At 58.4% G+C, this 20,782-nt stretch carries 8 protein-coding genes; all 8 read left to right on the top strand.

The genetic code is table 11. The annotated features are described in order from the left end of the window. The first annotated feature begins 36 nt into the window (after positions 1-36). Complete coding sequence (locus AZE99_RS11025; protein ID WP_067200981.1) at positions 37-1,830, top strand: ShlB/FhaC/HecB family hemolysin secretion/activation protein; 1,794 nt, start codon at positions 37-39, stop codon at positions 1,828-1,830. A 133-nt stretch (positions 1,831-1,963) separates the two neighbouring features. After that, positions 1,964-11,185 carry a hypothetical protein gene (locus AZE99_RS11030; RefSeq protein ID WP_156472223.1) on the top strand — a complete coding sequence of 3,074 codons (9,222 nt, stop codon included), beginning with the start codon at positions 1,964-1,966 and terminating at the stop codon, positions 11,183-11,185. A gap of 58 nt (positions 11,186-11,243) precedes the next feature. Next, positions 11,244-12,695 (top strand): cysteine--tRNA ligase, encoded by a 1,452-nt coding sequence (cysS, locus tag AZE99_RS11035; RefSeq protein ID WP_067200997.1) that lies wholly within the window; start codon positions 11,244-11,246, stop codon positions 12,693-12,695. 150 nt (positions 12,696-12,845) lie between these two features. Beyond that, positions 12,846-13,796, top strand: a complete 951-nt coding sequence (locus tag AZE99_RS11040) for a D-2-hydroxyacid dehydrogenase (protein ID WP_231862594.1) — start codon at positions 12,846-12,848, stop codon at positions 13,794-13,796. Positions 13,797-13,941: 145 nt separating this feature from the next. Next, the gene (locus AZE99_RS11045; RefSeq protein WP_067200998.1) at positions 13,942-15,588 is read left to right on the top strand and encodes an acetolactate synthase large subunit; all 1,647 of its coding nucleotides are present in this window, start codon (positions 13,942-13,944) and stop codon (positions 15,586-15,588) included. A gap of 11 nt (positions 15,589-15,599) precedes the next feature. Then, the gene (locus AZE99_RS11050) at positions 15,600-17,039 is read left to right on the top strand and encodes an aldehyde dehydrogenase family protein (protein WP_067201001.1); all 1,440 of its coding nucleotides are present in this window, start codon (positions 15,600-15,602) and stop codon (positions 17,037-17,039) included. Positions 17,040-17,352: 313 nt separating this feature from the next. Then, the gene (locus AZE99_RS11055) at positions 17,353-18,657 is read left to right on the top strand and encodes a cytochrome c family protein (RefSeq protein ID WP_231862736.1); all 1,305 of its coding nucleotides are present in this window, start codon (positions 17,353-17,355) and stop codon (positions 18,655-18,657) included. Between the two features lie 11 nt (positions 18,658-18,668). Then, entirely contained in the window at positions 18,669-20,708 is a 2,040-nt protein-coding gene (locus AZE99_RS11060; protein WP_067201007.1) for a heme-binding protein, read from the top strand. Positions 20,709-20,782 lie beyond the last annotated feature (74 nt).

The raw sequence follows: 20,782 nt of genomic DNA on the forward strand, positions 1-20,782 counted from the left end.
GGGTGGCTCCCGGATCGTCGCATAACGGGGGAATATATGTCAAAATCGCGAATTACGTTTAGAGCGGCCGGCTTGACGGCGAGCGTAGCCATCTTCTCGTCCGGATTGCCGGCCTTGGCGCAATCCTCTGCCGCAGCGCCGACCAGGGAAGAAATCCAGCGCGGGATCATTGAACAGGCCCTGAAAGGACAGGCCCAGGCACTGCCCTTCGACGGAGAGGTCGAACGCTCCGCCTGCCCTCTTGCCGGGCCGGAATTTTCCGACGTCCGGTTCACGCTGAAAGCGGTAGATTTCACAGGGCTGATTTCGGTTGATCCGGAATCGCTGAGCTCAGCTTACGCAGATTATGTCGGTCAGGATGTTCCGGTTGCGGTCGTCTGTGATATCCGTGACCGCGCGGCGACCATATTGCGCAGCAAAGGCTATCTGGCCGCCGTCCAGGTACCGCCGCAGACAATTGATCAGGGCAATGTCCGTTTCGATGTGCTGATGGCGCGGATGACAGCGGTACAGGTCCGGGGTGATGCCGGACCCTCCGAATCCCTGCTGCAGAAATATATCGAGAAGCTGGCCGCGCAACCGGTTTTCAATATCAACACAGCAGACCGCTACCTGCTGCTCGCTCGCGATATACCCGGCCTCGATGTGCGGCTTTCGCTCCGGCCGGTGTCGGCGGAATCCGGAGGCCGGCCCGGCGAAGTCGTCGGTGAGTTCAATGTCTTTCGGACACCGGTCTATGCCGATGTCAATTTCCAGAATTTCGGCTCTGAAGCCGTTGGCCGTTTCGGCGGACTGGCCCGAATCCGGTTCAATGGCCTCACCGGCATGGGTGATGAAACCGTGATCAGCAGCTATTCCACCTCCGATTTCGAAGAGCAGCAGGTTCTGCAAGTTGGTCACCAATTCACTATGGGCGGCGAAGGTCTGAAATTCGGTGGCGATTTCACCTATGCGTGGACCAAACCGGAACTGCCAGGCGGGTTTTCGATCAAATCCGAAACGCTGGTCGCCAGTGCCTACGCAAGCTACCCCTTCCTGCGCAAGCAGACGCGCAATATCTTCGGGACGATCGGCCTCGACTATATCAACCAGCGGACCGACATTCTGCGTACCCGCACCAACGAGGACCGGCTGAGTGTGGCTTATGCCCGTCTCGACTTTAACCAGATCGAGTCGGGAAGCATTTCCGGCCGTGGCGGCTATTCCGCCTTCGAACCGAAATGGGGTGTTGGCGGGTCGTTGGAGCTCCGTCAGGGACTCGATATATTGGGTGCCAGCGAGGGCTGCGGTGCGGCATTTGTCAACTGTATCGGCCAGACCGTCATTCCAACCCGCGCCGATGGTGAGCCCACGGCCTTTGTCGTCAGGGGCCAGGCCAAAATCGACTACCGCCCTACCCCGTTGCTGGCTTTCACGTTGAAGCCCCGTTTTCAATATTCCCCGGACGCCCTATTCTCCTATGAGGAAATATCGGGCGGCAACTACACCACCGGTCGCGGTTACGATCCCGGCACAATTATCGGCGACAGCGGCTATGGCTTGCAGACCGAGGTCAGCTATGGGTCGTTGCTGCCTGATTCACCCGAGGGCATTGCGATTCAGCCTTATCTGTTTTTTGACCTGATGGGTGTCTGGAACAGGAACATCCCCGGCGATCCCCAGAAACTCTATTCTGCCGGCGGCGGATTCCGTGCCACCATCGGACAACAAGCCAGCCTGGATATGACGACTGTCGTGCCGCTGAAACGCGCTGCATTCCAGACCCGCCGCGACAGCGCTCGTGCCCTGCTCACGCTAACCATCCAGCTTGCTCCGTGGAGGCGCAGGTAATCATTCCCTTTTCAAACCAGAGACTAGCCGCAGACCAACCAAGGACAGGATCATGACCAGACGATCTCCAACCGGAAGCCAAAAACACCCCCCGAGCACAACGAACAAGATGCGCTGGCTGTCCGGAAGCTCGATGGCTGCGGCAGCGTTCTTGCTGGCATCCGCTCCGCAAACTGCGCAGGCCTCCACGCCAGTGGCGGGACAAGCGTTTCAGGCCAGTGCGGAGAGCCCTACGGGTGGCGTAGTCTTTTCAGGGGCGCGTACGACGAGCCTCGACGAGGTGCAAATATCGCTGAGCGAGGCTGTGATAAACTGGACGCCGCTCGACACAGACGCACCGACCTTTGATCAGTTGACCGGTTTGGTCGACAATCCGATCAACATATTGCCCAGCACCAGAACGCTGCGCTTTGTGTCCGCTGGATTGGATTATACGGTTCTGAACCGCATATTGCCGGATCCGGCTGCGGTCGGCAGGCCAGTGCAGTTCAACGGCAATGTTGAAAGCTTTACAGACATTAGCGGAACCACGCCCGGTGGAAATATCTGGTTTTATAGCCCCGGCGGTATCATCGCCGGCGCCACGAGCAGTTTTGATGTGGGCAGTCTGGTGCTGACCACCAACGATATAGACACGACGGGAGGCCTTTTCGGATCGGGCGGAGAAATCCGGTTTAGCGGAGTTGCCGACAGCACCGCGCGCGTGGAGATCATCTCGGGTGCCGAAATCAACGCGCTGAATGACCGCAGCAGCTATGTCGCGATCGTGGCACCGCGTATCGTTCAGGGCGGAACCGTGACAGTCGATGGTTCCGTTGCCTATGTGGCAGCTGAGCAAGCGGATCTGACAATCAACAACGGACTGTTTGATATTGCCATCGGTGTGGGAACCTCTGATACCAATGGTGTTGTTCATACCGGAACGACAACCGGACCTGCCTTGACCCCGACAGTGAACGGGATGGGCCAGGTTACAGATGCGGACGCGCAGACTATCTATATGGTCGCTGTCCCCAAAAATGATGCCGTGACCATGCTTGTTGGCGGTTCAGTGGGTTATCTTGTCGCTTCCTCCGCCACGATTGACGATGGCAAAATCATCCTCAGCGCAGGCGGGGATGTTACCGCATCCGGGACGCTTGCGGCACCGGTCAATTCAATCGAGGAAAATACGACCTCAACCGCTGCCACCAATGTTCAGATCGGCGGCACTTCGCCAACTGCATTCGGCTCGACGATCGAGATGTTTGCATCAAACGACATCACGATGTCTTCGCAATCAGCAACCAGCCGCATCCTCATCAGCAACTCGGATGGAGTGCAGGACTTGAATCTGACTGCCGGTAATCAGATCAATCTAAACACATCAGGCGGTGGTCAGATATTGGTCAACGGCGATGTGAATTTGACAGCCGGAACCGGCGCCACCGGCGGTGACATCAACCTGAATATTGATCGCACCGGCTTTGCAACCGCGGTTGATACCGGGCTTCGCGTCAGCGGCAATCTGACCGCCGACAGCAGCGCATCTGGAGCGGATGATTTCGCCACCGTAAGAGACAATGGCAACACCGGGATCGGACAGGATGCGATCGGCGGCGACATCACAATCAATATCACCGAAGGAGGCGTGCTGGACGTCGGCGGCAACGGCATATTTTCAACCAGCGCCCAGGGTGGCAAGGGCGAGAATCAAAATGGCTCCGCACAGGCGGGCAATATCGCGTTTAACATGGACAGCGGCCCCGCGGATTTTGGAGGCAATGCCAATTTCAATACGGCGGCACTGAATGCCGGAGAAGGTAAAGCTGGCGGAAATGGACCCGGCCTGGTGGGTAGCGACAGCACTGCTGGCGATATCAGCCTGAGCCTGTCGGGTGGCGAGATGACGGTGACCGGCAATCTCGGCCTGACAGGCGATGCGGACGGAACCAGCGGTTCGGACAGCGCAACGGCTCAAAATAACGCGGCAGTGGCAGGCACAATCGATCTGACCATTTCCGGCGGAACCCACAGTTTCGGAAGCGTGGGGATCTCCAGCAAAGGAAATGGAGCATTTTCCTTTGATGCAGGCGGCAATGAGATTTTCGGGGACGTCAGCCGTGGTACCGTCAATCTTGCCATCAGCAGCGACGGCACCAATTTATCAATAACCGACAATATGGTGATCAGCACGGAAACAACGGGCAATATCATAAGTGATCCGACGGTGGATGCAGTAACCGTCAGCATTACCGATACCGGCGAAGGCTCGGGGCTGAGCGTGACAAATGCGCTATCTATCCAGACCGAGGCTGCCGATGGCCTGGCTGGCACTGGCCTTACCTCCGGATCGGTTTCGATAACGGCCGACAATGGTGACTTCACTTTCGGCAGTCTCAACGTCGATACCAGCGCCACAGTTGAATTTTCCGCGACCGAATTGAGCTCGCTGCTAACCGCGGGCGACGTCGATATCGTAGCGCAAAACGGCGGAACCATATCCGGCGGTAGTGTCAACATATATGCCAATGCCGCCACCCAGGCGACCGCGGGGGTCGATGCGAACGGCGGGAAACTGCTGATCCACGCAAATGACGGCTTCATCGGATTTACCGGATTGCTCAATGCCGATGTCAGTGCACAGGCAGGCGCCACCGACGCGACGGCAGTGACCAATGCTCAGGGCGGTACTGTCAGAATATTGCTGGAAGGCACATCGCCAACAAACAGCAGCATCAATTTTGCCAACATTGACTTTGATTCAGACGGTTCGATCGATACCAATCTGGAAACAACCTCACCCTTTGAGGGTGATGGTGGCACCGGTAACGGCGGTAGCATTATCTTTGATCTTTTCGGCGGCACATTCGTCGCAGCTGATATCGAAACCAGTGCCAGTGGCGCGGGCGGTCGGGGCGGAGACGTTGTGACATTGTCGAGCCCGACGGCAACGGCGCCATTCGCCTCAGCTTTCGCGGCGCCCCTGGACCTGACTGTGGTAAGCACAGCTTTGGCAGCAAGCGTTTCTGCCGGTGACGGCGGCAATGGTCAGGGCGGAAATGTAACCTTCAACCTGAATGGCGGCAACGCGACCGTAACCAACCTCACCATCGCAGCAAATGGTTTCGGCGGCGACGGAGCCGATGGCGACATAGACGACAGTACGTTGGGCGGATCCGGTGGCCGGGGTACTGGCGGCAGCGCGGTTTTCAATGCCCAGGCGGGAAGTTTGACCGTCACCAACACGCTTACCGTGTCTGCCGACGGCAATAATCAGAGCATCGCGCCTTATGGATCCTATGGAAGGGGTGGTTTTGGCGATGGGACGGATGCCGGCGCCGGTGGTGAGGGAATTGGCGGAACCGCAACCTTCAATCTGGACGGGACCGCAACCATTGCGGCTGGCACCGTTGTTATCAGCGCCAGAGCCGACGGTGGCTATGGTGGTTCTTCCACTTCCACAACCGACGGGGCTGGCACGACACTTCTGGCCGGCGTGGGCGGCGCGGGCGGGAACGCAACGGGCGGCAACGCGACGTTCAACAACACCACTGGCACGATAAATTTTGCCCAGTTATCGGTAACGTCGGTCGGAACCGGCGGTCTTGGCGGCAATGTTTCAGGCCTGTCCTCCAGCGACGGGGACAATAGCGGCGGCGCTGGCGGCTCCGGCACCGGCGGCAATGCCACCATCAACATCAATCAGGACGATCTCAATAATGCGGTTTACGTAATCAATGCCAGCGGCATCGGCGGTGATGGCGGAGATGGTCTGGACGGAGGCAATGGCGGCGCAGCCGCAGGCGGTGTCGCTGCGATCAATATCAATAATGTTACGGCCCAACTGGACGATCCGACGATCATCGCCAATGCCACAGGCGGAGACGGTGGAGAGGGGCTGCGTAATTCGGCGAATAGTGCCACCGGCAATGCTGGTGATGGCGGCAATGCAACGGCGGGAACGGCCCGCTTGCAAGTCACCGGCGCCAGCGGCAATATCGACATTGCCGCCCTCACCTTGCAAGCCAATGCCAGCGGCGGAAACGGCGCGGAAGGCTTCTATCAATTCGGCGGCGGCATCGAAGCAGGCGACGGCGGATCGGGCGGTGACGCGACAGGCGGCACGATCGAACTGATCGCCCGGACGGGTGGAACGCTGTCCATCACATCCGACGATTTCACCATGACCAGCACCGGCACTGGCGGAACTGGCGGAGATGGAGGCAATTCTTATGATAGTGCCGCCGGCGACGCCGGTGACGGCGGCGACGCCACGGGAGGCACCAGCCGAATCTTGGCGCAAGGCGGCACCATTACCGGCAATAATCTGACGATAACCACAACCGGCCTGGGCGGTAATGGCGGAGCTCGCGGTCAATATAGTGTGTTCGGCACCGACGGGGCTGACGGAACAGGCGGAAACGGCTCGGGCGGAACCGGGATTATCGAGATTCAGGAAGGCAGCCCCGGTATCGTGACATTCACCGATGTTGCCATGAATGCCAGCGGTACGGGCGGCGGCGGCCCCACTGCCGGGACCGGCGCGGGTGGACGTATCGAAATTTCCGACAGTTCGACCGATCCTGCGGGACTGATAAGCTTCGACAGCCTGACAGCGAATGCCTTTGATACCGCAATAGGTACCGGCACCGGCTCGAGTTCGGCCACTCTTGGTGGCTTCTTCACCACCGCCGACAGCGGAGCTATATCGATTCTCGGCAATCTGACCGTGAACATGGCGGGCAATATCTTATATGATCTCGATGGCACGGCCCAGATGACGGTCGGCGGCAATGCCAGCCTGATCAGCGGCCAGAATATCCAGATCGACCATATAAATAATGCAACAGCGGTGAATTCCCTGGACATTGCGGGCACATTTTCCGCGACGGCGCAGGGCAATTTTGTCAGCACGGACGGATCGGTCATCGATGCGGCGGGTACCGCTTCGGTTCGCGCAGAACAAAATGCCACGGTTGCCGACCTCTCCGGGGTGGACTCGGTAAATATTACCGCGCTGCAGAATGTGACCGTCGATAACGCTGCCGTCACCGGTACTCCGGACATTTTCTTGTCAGGTTCGCCACCCTTTGTTTTTACCCCGTCATTGACGATCAATGCTGGCTATAATCCGAACAGCTCACCCTCGCCGACCTTCGATCCCGTTTACAACGCGACCATTACCGGCGACCTTACATCGACCGGGATCATCACGGTTGGCGCCGGCGGCAGCGCATTTTTCCGCACGGGAGCTGCCGTTGTATCGGACAATAGTCTGGCAGTTCGGACCGGTGATGATATTGTCATTGAGTCCGGTGCCAGCTTGACGGCAGCAAACAATCCGGGACTCGCCGCTGATCCTACCTTCACATTCACCAATCCGGGCAATCTGATCCTCCAGGCGGGCGACTTTACCGGCCTGTTCGGCTCACCCATCGGAACGCTTTCCACCACCATCCTGACGCCGATTTCCTCCATCACTGCGGCAGGGAATCTCGACGCCAACAGCTATGCGGTCGTGATGACCGCAAATGCGATCGACGGCCTTGGCGGAACGATCACCGCCAGTTCGATCAGCGTCGACATCAATGATGCTCCCGCCAATGGTGTGATTCAGAGTAATGATGATGGGCTGCTGAGCGCGCAATGTGTCGAGGGCAATGTCTGTCTTGGCGCGCTGAACGCGGACAATCTTGTTCATATCGGACAGGCGAGCAACAATGACGTGATTCAGGGCATCGTGGAATCGGGCACGGTTTCTGCCAACGACATATTGGTCACCATCCGCAACGACATCATCATGGGTAGCGACGGCATTGCCACAGTGCTCGATGCGTCCAACCAGTTCCTCGTCGAAAGTACCGAAGGCGATGTCGATCTGCGCGATGCGTCGATCACCAGTGCGAGCGTGCAGGTCAGCGCGGTGAACGGCAGCCTGCTGGGCTCCGCGTCGCTGACCAGCGGGAATGATATCGGCATCACCGTCGGGTCGGACATAGGCGCGGCATCGATCACGACCGGCGGACAATTGACGACCATTGCACTGGTCGGTGGTGCATCGGAAAGCCTTTATACCGTTTCAGGCAGCATCAACGTCGACGCCTATACGCAGGGCACCGCCCAGCGCTTCCGCGTGGAAGCGGGCAATGATATCTCATTTGGTCAGGTCACTGTCCCGGATAGCGCCATCGAGTTGATTGCCGCGCAAGCCGGATCGGGCGACGTGTTCCTGGGCACGACCAGCGGCGCCAGCAGCATCGTGCTAGAGGGCGACAACGCCGGTTACACAGATCTCGATGCCACCGTATCCGCAGCCAGCAGCATTAGCATAGCGGCGACCAACGGCGATATCAGCGGCGGCGATTCCGTCTCCAGCTCCACTACAAATCTGGATGCAACAGGTGGAATCTCTTTCGGTTCGCTGACTGCAACTGGGGCGGTAACAACAGACGCTGGCGGAGATATTGATTTCACTGCCGTTGACGGGGACGATACTATCACGATGACCGCTGGCGGCGGCATCAATGGCGGTGACCTGACGGCGGCCGATACGCTCAGTCTGAACGGCGGCAATATCACCATCGGCGATGCAAGCGGCGGAAATGTCGGGATGACCAGCGATCTGGATATATTGTTCGACACCATCAGTTCGGCTGGTTCAACCACGATGACCGCAACCAGCGGGACCATAGGCGTGAACACGGCCGCAGGGGATATCACCGGGACGGGCCTCGGCTCGGGAATCAATCTGTTCGCAAATGATGTCACGATTGGCGCCATCACGACCAATGGCGGCGATATCCTGATTTCAGCGGCACAGGACATAACGCTCGGTTCGGCTGCGACAGGCGCCGGAACCCCGACTGCTGCAACTATTGGCTTGCTGGCCGGAAACGATATTTCCGCAACGGGTTCGCTCAGCGCTGGCGAGGATGTTTCTATCCGGGCGCTGGGCGACCTTGCCCTGGGGACGATATCGGCCGGAGACGATTTCACGGTTCAGGCAGATGGCGCAATTACGCTGGACAGCGCCACGACCAGTGGAACCGGAGTTGACCTGTTTGCGCTATCGTTCAACTCCGCCAGTGCCGGTCAGGCCGGATCCATCGCCTTTGCTTCAGAAACCTCCACAGGCTCGAACATTCGATTGACCGGCTCAAGCGATGTGACAGCCACTGGTACGCTTAACGCGAATGAAGCTATTATCATTGTCGCGACCGGTACGCCAACGCTGGCCAACGCCGTCAGTGGCGGCGACACCAGCATCACCGGTGCTGCGGTAACGCTGAACAGCGGAACGATCAGCGGCGACCTGATTCTCAACGCAACCGCTGGCAGTCTCGATGGCAATGGTACGGTCACAGCCGGCGGCAGCATCGATCTCGACGCGACCAGCGATATCGGCTTTGGTGATCTTGACGCGCAGGGCGGCACATTCACGATCGACGCGGGAGGCAATATCAATTTCAGCCGCGCCGCAGCTAGCGACGATATAACACTCAACGCATTCGGCAGCATCGACGGCGGCGATATAGACGGAGCCGCTGCGGTGATGATCGACTCCGGCAGTGATATCATTCTCGACGATATCACTGGCAGCGGCGATATCGGGATCGTTGCCAATAACGTCAGCGATGTGACGGTCGGATCAGTGGATAGCGCGGCAAACATCAGCGTGCAGATGCAGGGGATGTTTGTCGCCGACGAAGTGACCGCGGCACAAGCCGGCGGAGGACAGGTTGCAATCCTCGCCGATAATGGGATTGTCATGCGCAATGTCACGGGCAACGACATCGACCTGCAAGCCATCAATGGCTTGATCAACGTAACCAACGATGTCGATGCCACTAACGTCCTTACCGTTTCCGGTGCAGCCATTTCTGTCGTAACGCAGCATGACATGCGGGTCAGCGCGGAAGCCACCGGTGGCAACATGATATTGTCCTCGACGGCAAATCTGGATATTCAGGGCGCGGAGGCGAGCGGAGATATTGTCCTGTCCGCCGGCGGTTCGGTAACGATCAACGACACGCTTTCCCTCACCACCTCTGAGCCGATCATCTTCACGGCACCGCTAAATGTCGCTTCAACCGGCGGGGACATTTCGGTCAGTGCAGCCAACGACGTTGCAATCAACAATCTGGTGAACGCAGCAAATAATTTGCAGATCACGGCAGGCAGCCTGATCAACATTGATGCCAGCACGGTGGCTAGTGATATTCGAACGGTGAGCGCGGACATGAATATCGGTTCATCAGGCAGTCTTGGCCAGAGCGCTGTGACCAGCGATATCCGGATATCCAGCAACGGCACCACGCAGATGATGCTTGGCGACGGGACGGATTTGAGTGGAACCTTCTCACTCAGCAATGACGAGTTCAGCCGCATCCAGTCGGGCGGTGACTTGACGATCTACGCCGCCGAGACAGGTGTCGTAGGGTTTGACCTGACGGTTCAGGACCTTTCGGCAAGCGCCTTTTCTGACGGCAATTTCGGCACGGATGGAAACTTCAATCTCTCAGCAGACCAATCGATTAGAGTGAGCGGCAATTTGTCGGTCCAGGGTGGTCTGGACACAAACCTCAATCTCGCCGCTGGCGATGATCTGTTCGTCAATGCTACGACCGGCTCGATCGGAATGGGAAATGACAGCAGCCTGTCGGGTAATCTGTCCCTCACCGCTCGCAATATATATGCGATGACGGATCAGGCCTTTGACGATATTCAAGGTCTGAGCACCGCCGATATTGATGCGCGACTTTCCGAGAATGATGGCAATGTTCGAGACAGCGGTTTCATCATGGCGGACGCGATCAGCGTCACTCTGCTTGCCAGCCAGATCTACGTCCAAAATACGGGCAGCGGCACGGATTTCGATGCTCGGCGAGGCTTTGTCGCCGGCGCTGGCGGACTTGCCATCAATGCTGGTCCCAGTGGGATCACACCCATTGTGATCAATGGGACTGTCAATGGCGCAACGGGCATTTCGGCTATTCCAGCCACCACGATAACGGGATCTGGTTTTGACCAACAATCAACAATCAACGGCTGTGTAATCGCCAACCCTGCGAGTTGCGCGCCGACACCGACGCCAACACCAACCCCGAGCCCGCCGACACCGAAAATCGACGATCCGGTTCAGGATGTGATCGAAGAAGAGGTGACGCCGGAAGAATATGCGGCCGACCCATTCGCTTCCAATCCGATCGAGATTAAGGAGAATGAGGACTTGGCCGAAGAACCGATAATCGACGAGCCGGTAACCGGCGCAGGTAATGATGACCTGTGGGCGGGCGGATCAGAATGCGAGCTTGATGACAGTGGCAAATGCCTGAGCGATAAAGACGAGGAAGTGCTCGAACCAGCAGAATGATGCTGCCGGCCAATTGATCTGTTGACCTTTTGCGCGGAAAGCCATTAGGCGATGAGGGATGAATGACACTGCCGCACATCCGCTGAAACTGTTCAACAGCCTGACTCGCCAGATGGAAGAGTTCGTGCCTGTCCATGCAGGCGAAGCGCGCGTCTACACCTGCGGTCCGACCGTCTATAATTATCCCCATATTGGCAATATGCGCGCTTATGTGTTCGCCGATCTTCTAGGGCGAACATTGAGCTGGAAGGGTTACAAGCTCACCCATGTCATCAACATCACCGATGTCGGACATCTGACCGACGATGCGGACGCTGGCGAAGACAAGCTCGAAAAAATGGCGGCCGAGAAAGCCCAGTCGATCTGGGAAATCGCGAAACATTATACCGAAGCCTATTGGCAGGACATCAAGGCGCTGAATATCCGGCAACCGGCCCACTGGTCAATTGCCACCGATTATGTTCCGGCGATGATCGAATATGCCAAGGGCATCGCCGAAAAACATTGCTACGAGCTCGACAGCGGCCTCTATTTCGACGTGTCGACCGTGGCAAATTACGGCACCCTCGCCCGCGCATCGACCGACGATGGCGAAGGCCGGATCGAAACGGTAGAGGGCAAGCGCAACGCCGCCGATTTCGCGATCTGGCGCAAGACTCCGCCGGGCGAGAAACGGCAAATGGAATGGGACAGCCCCTGGGGCAAGGGCGCGCCGGGCTGGCACCTGGAATGTTCGGTCATGTCGGAGGCCTTGCTCGGTCTCCCGTTTGACATCCACACCGGCGGCATCGACCATCGCGAGATTCACCATCCCAACGAGATCGCCCAGAACCAGGCACATAGCTGCTCCGATCATTCGGGCGCAAAAATCTGGATGCACAATAATTTCCTGATCGACCGGACCGGCAAAATGTCCAAATCGTCTGGCGAATTTTTGCGGGTGCAGTTGCTGATCGACAAGGGCTTCCACCCCCTCGCCTATCGCCTGATGTGCCTGCAGGCCCATTATCGCAGCGAGCTGGAATTTAGCTGGGACAATCTGGTCGCGGCGCTGACTCGGCTGAAACGGATCGTGATGGGCGTCGAACGGCTGCGGGAGAAAGCGGATGGACAGACAGCGACGATAGAACATCCAGCCCTCCTGCAATTGCGGGACAAGTTCGATGCCGCCCTCAGCGAGGACCTGAACAGCTCGAAAGGCCTGCCGCTGCTCGAAGAATTGCTCGGGCTGAAGAAAATTCCCGCTGACCAAAGACTCGCTCTTCTCACAGAAATGGATTCAGTTCTGGGTCTTCAGCTATCATCCCTGACGCGCAGTGAATTACGGGTTCGCCCCGCAGATGCATCAATCGACGAAAGCAGTATCGAAGCGAAACTTGACCAGCGCCAGCAAGCGAAAGCCGAAAAGGATTTCGCAACCGCCGACGCGATCCGCGATGAACTGACCGCGAAAGGCGTGGAATTGATGGACGGCGACCCGCTACGCTGGGACTGGAAGATAGAGATATAGCCCAATTTATAAGCCCCTCCTCTTCAGAGGAGGGGTTGGGGTGGTGGCTTACCTCAAAAAAATTCAGAAAGCGGCATCGAGCCACTTTCATCATATTCCACCCCTTCCCCTCCCTTGAAAGGGAAGGATAAAAAAGGAAGAGATGACTTTATGACCGTCAAACCAAAAGCCGCCATGGCTTCCCTCGTCCGTCCCTTGGTCGAACCGCATTGCGGCGATCTGGATGTGACATGGTTCAACACCACCGAGGAAGCGATGGAAATCGCGCCGCATGCCGAGATCGGCTGGTTCGACATGTATGACAAGGACAAGATGGCGGAGATCATCGGTGCTGCAACCAGCCTCAAATGGCTCAACAGCATCTATGCCGGAGTCGAGCATTTCCCGCTCGAGCAGCTCAAGAACCAGGGCACGATCCTGACCAACGGCGCTGGCCTGAACAGCGCGCCCATCGCCGAATTTGCGGTGATGATGATGCTGGCCGCCGCCAAGCGCAGCGATATCATTCTCGACAACCAGCGCCAGCACAACTGGCTGGAAACGCCCCCGGGAACGGCAGAGATTGACGACAGCAAGGCGCTGATCATCGGCTATGGCGGCATCGGCCAGCAGATAGCCCAGAAGCTGTCGGGCTTTGACGTCGCCGTAACCGCTGTCCGGCGCACCGCGACCGGCGAACCCAATGTCATCGGGCTGGACGACTGGCGCGACCGGCTCGGCGAATTTGACTGGGTCTTCGTTTCCGCCCCCGCAACCAGCGACACGAAACATATGTTCGGAGCGGACGAGTTCGCCGCGATGAAATCATCTGCCTGGCTGGTCAATGTCGCGCGCGGGTCTCTGGTCGATCAGAATGCCTTGCTGGCAGCGCTCAATGACAAGGCAATCGGCGGCGCCGCTCTCGACGTTGCCGATCCCGAACCTTTACCGGCTGACCATCCATTATGGGACGCGCCCAATTGCATCATCACCATGCATTTGTCGGGGGTAGCGCAAACCCGGATGTTCCAGCGTGCAGCGGCCCGCTTCGTCGAAAATCTGAAACGCTACAGGAATGGCGAGACGATGATTGCCGTCGCGGACTTCGACCGCGGATATTGAGGGCGTGACTTTCCGCCTAATTTGACTTATCAACCAAGAACATAGGGGTAGAGTGAGTCTCGTTCTTGAGGGGGATTGAGGGTCATTGGGGTCGTTGCCATTTACTCGCACAAACACTGGTCCTCGCGATCAGGGAAGGACCCACATGACCAAAGCATCCGATCTGTTCGTAGAATGTCTCGAGAATGAAGGCGTTGAATATCTGTTCGGCGTTCCCGGCGAAGAAAATCTCGACATGCTCGACAGCCTGTCGCGCTCCAAGAAAATCAAACTCATTCTCACTCGCCACGAACAGGGTGCAGGCTTCATGGCGGCAACCTACGGACGGCATACCGGCAAGACCGGCGTCTGTATGGCGACACTCGGCCCCGGCGCCACCAATCTGGTTACTGCTGCGGCTTATGCGCAGCTCGGCGGCATGCCGATCCTGATGGTCACCGGCCAGAAACCGATCAAGAAATCCAAACAGGGCCGGTTCCAGATTCTCGACGTCGTCGACATGATGGGCCCGATCACCAAATTCACCCACCAGCTGGCCTCGGCGGACAATATCCCGAGCCGCGTGCGCGAAGCGATCCGTCTGGCCGAGGAAGAAAAGCCCGGCGCCACCCATATCGAATTCCCGGAAGATATTGCCGACGAGGAAACGGATTCAACCCCGATCACACCCAGCCTCGCCCGGCGGCCTGTCGCAGAAGCAAAAGCCGTGCGCGCGGCAACCAAGAAAATCGAAAATGCCAAATCCCCGATCATCGTCGTCGGCGGCGGTGCCAACCGCACCACCACCGGACGCATGCTCACCCAATTTATCGAGAAGACCGGCATCCCCTTTGTCACCACCCAGCTCGGCAAGGGCGTGGTCGACGAAACCCACAAGGAATTCATGGGCTGCGCAGCGCTGTCGGCCAATGACTTCGTCCATCGCGCGATCGAATCCGCTGACCTGATCATCAACGTCGGTCATGACGTGATCGAAAAGCCGCCCTTTTTCATGGCCACCGGCAGCACCGAAGTGATTCACGTGTCGATGAACAGCGCGGAGGTTGATCCGGTCTATTTCCCGCAGATCGAGGTGATCGGCGATATCGGCAACGCGATCTGGCAGATGAAGGAAGATATTGTTCCCTCCGGCAGCTGGAATTTCGACGCCATGTACAAGGCGCGCCGGGCCGAGGAAGAGCATACGGATTCGATGGACGACGATGTCCGTTGTCCGATCTATCCCCCTCATCTCGTGAAGGTTGTTCGCGAAGCGATGCCGGCCGACGGCATCATCTGTCTCGACAATGGCGTTTATAAAATCTGGTTTGCCCGCAACTACAAGGCTCGCCAGGCCAATACCGTATTGCTGGACAATGCACTGGCCACGATGGGCGCCGGCCTACCCTCTGCCATGGCTTCGGCGATGGTCTATCCCGACCGCAAGGTCATGGCGATTTGCGGCGATGGCGGGTTCATGATGAACAGCCAGGAAATGGAAACCGCTGTTCGGTTAAAACTCAATATCACCGTGCTGGTTCTCAACGACAACAGCTATGGCATGATCCGCTGGAAGCAGGCAAATATGGGCTTCAAGGACTGGGGACTGACTTATGGCAATCCGGATTTCGTCAAATATGCCGAAGCTTATGGTGCCAATGGCTACCGGATCAGCAGCGCCAAAAACCTGCGGGAAACAATCGACAAATGCCTTAACAGCGAAGGCGTGCATCTGATCGAAGTGCCGGTTGATTATTCGGACAATGATCGGATCTTGAATCACGAGATCAAGGAACTCAGCGCAAAGGTTTAAACGAGACACGTATGACAAAGTTAAAAGACGTCTATCCGCTTTATCTGAACAACGAAGCGGTCCAGCCCAATACCGATCTGGAAGTCACCGACAAATATACCAATGAAGTCGCCTTCCGGACCGCATTGGCGACACCCGATGTGATAGAAGAAGCGATTGCGGGGGCCGTAGCCGCCACGGAACCGATGGCCAGGATGGCCAGTTACGAACGGCAGAATGTGCTGCAACATTGTGTTGACCGGTTCAAGGAGCGGTTCGATGAACTCGCTTATTCGCTGTGCATCGAAGCCGGCAAACCGATCAAGGATGCAGAAGGTGAAGTCGGACGTCTGATTGATACATTCCGGATCGCCGCCGAAGAATCCGTGCGCAATTATGGCGAAGTGCAGCCGCTGGACATTTCGGCGCGGGCCAAAGGCTATATGGGCATGTGGAAACGTGTGCCGATCGGCCCGTGCAGCTTCATTTCTCCGTTCAACTTCCCGCTGAATCTGGCCGCGCATAAAATTGCACCAGCCATTGCCGTGGGATGTCCGTTCGTCATGAAACCGGCCAGCAAGACACCGCTGGGCGCGATCATCATGGGCGAGATATTGGCAGAGACCAATCTGCCGAAAGGCGCCTTCTCGATTCTGCCCGCTAGTCGGGACGGCGCCGATTTGTTCACGGTCGATGAACGCCTGAAGCTGCTTTCCTTCACCGGTTCGCCCGGGGTTGGCTGGGATCTGAAAGCCAAGGCCGGCAAGAAACCGGTCATCCTGGAACTGGGCGGCAATGCGGCTGTCATCGTCGATGCGGATGCCGATCTTGACGATGCGCTCGAACGGATTGTCTTTGGCGCCTTTTATCAATCCGGCCAAAGCTGCATCGGCGTGCAGCGGATCATCATTCACGAGCGCATCTACGACAAGTTCAAGGACATGCTGGTTGCCAGGACCAAGACGCTGGTCTCCGGCGATCCGAAAGATCGCGACACGTTCATCGGCCCGATGATTTCCGAAGGCGAAGCCAGCCGCCTGCACGGCTGGATCGAAAGCGCCGTGGCCGGCGGCGCATCGCTGCTCTGTGGCGGCAATCGCAAAGGCAATATGCTCGAAGCCACGCTGCTGGAAAATGTCGACACCAATGCGGATGCCTATCGCGAAGAAGCGTTCGGCCCACTCGCCCTGCTTTCCAAATTCAGTGATTTCGGCGCAGCGCTGGACGAGGTGAATGACAGCAAATTCGGTCTGCAGGCCGGTATCTTCACGCGGGACCTGTTCAAGACACTCGATGCCTGGGATCATCTCGATGTCGGCGGCGTGGTAATCAATGACGTGCCATCCTACCGGGTTGACAATATGCCTTATGGCGGCGTCAAGGACAGCGGACTGGGCCGTGAAGGCATCCGTTTCGCGATGGAGGACATGACCGAAATCCGCAATCTGGTGATCCGGCGCAAGCCGGGCTAGCTACCTGGCCGACAAACGTGGCCGATCTGCCACACCATGGCTCCGGTGCTGCATGCTTCCGTTGGCAAGGTCCTAGAAAATAGAAGAAATCGGTCCTTTTTCCTTTGCATTAGGGGTCGGTTGGCGGATAGGTAATCAGACCGTTATGATAAACGGCAAGGGTCGCGTCGCGCTGAACGAGGGGCCGGTTTGAAAACCGGATTGGCCAACGATGCAAATGGGGGATAAAATTTTGTGGGTGCCTAGCTGGTCCGTACTGGCCGCTAGCCTGTTCTGTTCGGCACTGGTCGCAACGGCATTTTTCCTCTCGACCATGGTAAGCCCCGCTCCGGTGGAGGCCGCCACCGACCTTCCCGGCGGAACCTATCTGGGCGTCGCGACCTGCGGCGGATCCACATGCCACGGGCGACAGGAAGCCGATGGCAAGATTGTCCGGCAGGACGAAATCATGCGCTGGCAGGAAGATTCCACACCCGGCGGCGCCCATAGCCGCGCTTTCCGGGTCCTGCGCGAACCGCGCAGCATCGCGATAGCCAAGCGTCTCGGCATCAAGGATGCAGCGTCTGCTTCCGAATGCCTCGGCTGCCACAGCACCGCGGCGGCGAGCAAGGGGCCGCGGTTCCAGACCAATGACGGTGTCGGCTGCGAATCCTGTCATGGTGCTTCGTCCGCCTGGCTCTCCAGCCATTATGCGGTTGGCGCCAGTCACGCCCGCAATGTTTCGCAGGGTCTGGTACCGCTCGACAATCCCAAGGCCCGCGCCAGCGTCTGCCTCGACTGCCATTTCGGCAGCGCCAAGAAAGGCCAGTTCGTCGATCACCGGATCATGGCCGCCGGCCATCCCCGCATCTCGTTCGAGATGGACCTGTTCTCGACCCTGCAGCAGCATCATGACGAGGATGTCGACTATATCCGCCGCAAGGGCCGGACCAACAGCGTCCAGTTCTGGGCCGTCGGTCAGGCGATGGCGCTGGAGCGTTCGCTCAATCTGTTCACCAAACCGGCTCTCGCCACCGAAGGCATATTCCCGGAATTTTACTTCTACGACTGCCACAGCTGTCACCGCCGGATCTACGACGACGCGTCCGCCCGTCCGACGTCCGTCGCCAATCCCGGACGTTCGATCCCCGAAGGCATGCCGCCCTATAATGACGAGAATATGATCATGCTCAGCGCCGCAATCAAAGTGGCAGCGCCGGACATTGCGGGTGAATTCGACGGCCGGTCGAAGGCATTTCATGCCGCCATGGCGCAAGGCCGCGGTCCTGCGGTCGAGGAAGCCGCCCGTTTGCGGCAATATGCTACCAGGCTTGCGGACCGTTTCTCCCGCGCCAGCTTTGGCCGCGACCAGACCTTCCAGATCATGGAAACCATCGCCGGCCAGGCAATCTCGCCGCGCTTCACCGATTATGAAGGCAGCGTACAGGCGGTCATGGCGATCGACACATTGCTCAACGGACTGGTCAATAGCGGTCAGGTCAGCGAAGCCGCAGCCGCCAGCCTGCGCGGCCAGATCAATGTCGCTTATGCTGCGGTCGCCGAACCCAATGGTTACGAGCCGCTGAAATTCCGCCGCGCGCTGGGCAGCGCCGTCCGCACGATCCGGTCGCTCAGATAAGGGATTTGGTGATGCGCAAACCCTTTTTTACATCTGCCATTTCTGCCGCAGCACTGCTGCTGACCTCATGTGGCGGCGGTGGTGACAGCAATGATTTTGGCGGCACACCGGCACCTTCCCCAGCACCGTCTCCAGCCCCTGCCCCGCCGCCGACCGGAACCGGCGGCCTGTTCGCGGCACCGTTACAGAGGTCGCTGACGGTAACCGATGTACAAACAATCATTGCGCAGGCCGTTGGCGAAGCCCGGGCCCGTAATTTGCCTTCGGTGATCGCCGTGGTCGACCGGGTTGGCAATGTGCTGGCCGTATTCGACATGAATGGCTCGAACAACGGATCGACCGAGATCACGATCAGCAACAGGCAGATTGGCGGCCTGGCCGGTCCGACGGACCTTGTCGGGCTGCAGGGCCAGCAAGTCCCGGCTGCAGCAGCGGCAATCGCCAAGGCGGTAACCGGTGCCTATCTGTCCAGCGGTGGCAACGCATTTTCCAGCAGGACGGCCAGCCAGATCGCCCAGGAACATTTCCCTCCTGCACCAACCACAGTCGGACTCGAGAGCGGACCATTGTTCGGCGTCCAGTTCAGCCAGCTCCCCTGCTCGGACCTGTCGCAGCGTTTCAGTTCCATGGGCGGTACCGGAGCGCTGATCGGTCCGAAAAGATCGCCGCTCGGACTCGCCGCTGATCCCGGCGGACTGCCTCTGTACAAGGACGGTGTCGTCGTCGGTGGCATCGGCGTCATGGGCGACAGCGACTATGGCTTCGACCCCAATATACTTGATGTCGATGTCGATAACGAGGAAGCCATTGCTCTGGCTGGAATGCAGGGCTTTGCCCCGCCTGCATCTATTACCGCCAACCGGATATCGGTCGATGGCACATCCTTGCGCTTCAGCGACATGGTGGTCTCCGACCTGTCACCGCTGCAGAATAATTTTGCCGCCATCAACAATATCGCCATCGGCCAGCTGATAGCCGTCACGGGCTATACCAATGGCCCGATCATCGCCGGCACCGCTTATGGAACCGAAGCGTCCGGCATCCGGGCCTCCAGTGCAGCCGAATTCAAGAATAGCGATGCCTTTGTGCTGACCGACGGCACTGGCGCCAATCGCTATCCGATCCGCGGCGGCACAGATGCTGCTGCAGTGACCACGCCGCTGTCGGAAGCCGAAGTGCGCGCCATATTGGAAGAAGCCTTCATCGTCATCAGCCGGGCAAGAGCGCAGATTCGCCAACCGCTGGACAGCCGAATGCAGGCCACCGTCAGCGTGGTCGATACCCATGGCCAGATATTGGGCATCGTACGGACACCCGACGGTCCGATCTTCGGTACCGACGTGTCCCTGCAAAAGGCAAGAACGGCGGCCTTTTTCTCGAACACAGTCGCAGCCCAGCAATTGCTTGCAACACCGGTCTTCGCTCCCTTCGCCAATGTGCCGGTCCATGTCCAGCGGGTACGCAATTTTCTCGGCGACCCCAATGCCCTGACCGGCACTGTCGCTTTCGCCGATCGTTCCGGCGGCAATCTGTCCCGGCCCTATTTTCCCGATGGTGAAATCGGCCGTCCTCCCGGGCCGTTGTCGATCGATCAGTCATCCAGATTCAGCCCGTTCGCGGTTGGCCTGCAGCTTGACCTGGTCTTTCCCAATATTGTCCAGCATGTCGGCTTTGTCCGGTCCAACGGTGCCAGCGCCGACACCGACCAGCGCTGCACGCAATTGCCGGCCATAGCCGGAACCGGCGGACAGAACCGTCTCTCCAACGGCATCCAGATTTTCCCGGGCAGCGTGCCAATCTATCGCGGTGACAAGCTGATCGGCGGCATCGGCGTCTCCGGCGACGGTATCGATCAGGACGACATGGCCAGCTTCCTCGGCCTTAATAACGCCGCTGTCCGGCTGGGGACTATCAGCAACGCACCAAAAGCGATCCGCGCTGACAATGTCGTTGTCGATCTGGGCAATGCCAATGTCCGGCTGCGCTATGTAAACTGCCCCTTCGCGCCGTTCCTCGACAGCAACGAACAAAATGTCTGCGAGGGGCTGTAGGACTGATGGCGGGACTTTCAGCCTCCTTTGTACCGATCCTGGCGGTGATGTCCGGTCAGGCCGAGCAGATGGAG

Origin of the sequence: Sphingorhabdus sp. M41 (assembly GCF_001586275.1) — a bacterium.
Classification (GTDB): Bacteria; Pseudomonadota; Alphaproteobacteria; order Sphingomonadales; family Sphingomonadaceae; genus Parasphingorhabdus.